We start from the raw sequence: 1,434 nt of genomic DNA on the forward strand, positions 1-1,434 counted from the left end.
GGCGCATAGTAAAAAAGCTGTGTATACGGATATAAGTTTGTACCTTTGCAGAAAAGAAAAACAGTAATGGAAAAGAACCCGTACATAGAGTTGGCAGAGTGTCTACTGCCGGAAGAGATGGTTGAGTATTTTGAAGTGGTCAAGGTAGAGAAGACCCCAGAGACGCTTGATGTGACTCTTGAGGAACGCGATACAGGAATTGACGGCAACGCTGAAGGTCGGCTTCGTCCTAATGGGTTTTACGAGGAGAGTACAGTCAGGGACTATCCGGTTCGTGGCCGCAAGATGACGTTCCATGTGAAGCGTCGCAGATGGGTCGACAAAGAGACAGGTAAAAGCGTATCAAAGCGCTGGGATATAGTGGCTGAAGGCACCCGCATCTCGAAAGAGTTCGCGGCTTTTTTAAAAGATATGCTTGGACAGGTACCCGATCACGGGCCGCTCTCTTGAATGGTTCTTTGATATTGACGGGGATTTGTTTGAACGTCAATACAAACGGCATCTGAGTGGATATTGGAAGTGGAAAGATACTCCCGAAGGGAAGCACGCGGAACGGTGGCGAGTCTTCCCCGAGAACATGGGTGAGCATCTGAGCATCGATGAGACATCGCTCAGCAACGGAGAGCTCTACACGATAGTCACCAACAAGAAAGCGCGTGGCAGGGAACATTCATTGGTTGCCATTGTTCTCGGCACCGATTCTGATGAAGTTTTGAGAGCCCTGAGACAGATTGACAGCGGGGCGCGCCGTAAGGTGACAGAAGTCACCCTTGATCTGTCCGACAGCATGAACCGCGTCTGTCGCTATGCCTTTCCCGGGGCCAAACGTGTCATTGACCGCTTCCACGTGCAGAAGCAGGTACTTGAAGCCGTACAAGAAGTGAGAATTGCTCACCGTTGGGATGCAATCAATGCCGATACCGAGGCCCGAGAGCAGGCCAAACTGACAGGTGAAAAGTATGAACCCGCGCGCCTTTCCAACGGCGACACGCTCAAAGAGCTGCTTGCCCGTGGACGCTATGCCCTGTTCAAATCCCCGGAAAAGTGGACGGACTCCCAGCGGCAGCGCGTCGACCTGATGTTCTCGCTATACCCGGACCTTAAAAAAGCCTACTGGCTGTCACAACATCTCAGGGCAATATTCTCCAACAAGAAGTCAACGGTAGACAATGCCAGGCTCAATCTGGCACGTTGGTACAACCGTGTCGCCGAATCAGGATTCAAGTCATTCAACACGATCGCGGCAACATTTTACGAACACTCCGATGAAATAATCAACTATTTTGACAACCGTTCAACCAACGCGTCCGCCGAATCCATCAACTCCAAAATCAAAGCATTCCGCGCAAAGCTTCACGGGGTCAACGATACCAAATTCTTCATCTTCCGCCTATGCAACCTTTATGCCTAAACACAGCTTTTTTACTATGCGCC

General features: G+C 50.5%; 2 protein-coding genes. Both read left to right on the forward strand.

All coding sequences use genetic code 11. The annotated features are described in order from the left end of the window. Positions 1-45: 45 nt before the first annotated feature. A complete protein-coding gene (locus I2I33_RS20210) occupies positions 46-450 on the forward strand; it encodes a hypothetical protein (RefSeq protein ID WP_229128404.1) in 405 nt (134 codons plus the stop codon). After that, positions 416-1,411, forward strand: coding sequence for a transposase (locus I2I33_RS20215; RefSeq protein WP_195666894.1), 996 nt, complete (start codon positions 416-418; stop codon positions 1,409-1,411). Before I2I33_RS20210 ends, I2I33_RS20215 begins: the two co-directional genes overlap by 35 nt. Positions 1,412-1,434: the final 23 nt, after the last annotated feature.

This window comes from Butyricimonas sp. BSD2780061689_150309_C8 (assembly GCF_015560935.1).
In the GTDB taxonomy this organism is placed as follows: Bacteria; Bacteroidota; Bacteroidia; order Bacteroidales; family Marinifilaceae; genus Butyricimonas; species Butyricimonas paravirosa.